The organism is Blautia sp. DFI.3.45 (assembly GCF_020593505.1).
Classification (GTDB): Bacteria; Bacillota; Clostridia; order Lachnospirales; family Lachnospiraceae; genus Blautia_A; species Blautia_A wexlerae.
This window is the reverse complement of sequence record NZ_JAJDMI010000235.1, coordinates 1-250: the sequence shown is the minus strand read 5'-3', so window position 1 is coordinate 250 and position 250 is coordinate 1. Positions and strand designations below refer to the sequence as shown.

Here is a 250-nt window from a genome sequence, read left to right as displayed (position 1 = left end):
TTCTGCTATTTGTTTTTTTACACGCCGAACGAGAACGATGGAAGTCAATACAGCCCCAACAGCAATCACAATGGACAAGAATACGATAATTTCCATGCTGACTACACCTCCTTATTAAACCGGTAGCCAATCCCTTTGACTGTTTGTATATACTTTGGACTTGAAGGATTGACTTCTAATTTTTTACGAAGTCGGCTGATAATCGCCATAATGTTACTGTCATCATAGAAATATTCTTCGCCCCATACTT

At 38.8% G+C, this 250-nt stretch carries 1 protein-coding gene and 1 pseudogene; both read right to left on the bottom strand.

What is annotated here, in order from left to right; all coding sequences use genetic code 11:
- A pseudogene (locus LJE09_RS17725) lies at positions 1 to 96 on the bottom strand (sensor histidine kinase); the annotation flags it as partial.
- 5 nt (positions 97 to 101) lie between these two features.
- The coding region (locus LJE09_RS17720) for a winged helix-turn-helix domain-containing protein (protein WP_227311643.1) at positions 102 to 250 on the bottom strand (149 nt) is incomplete at its 5' end.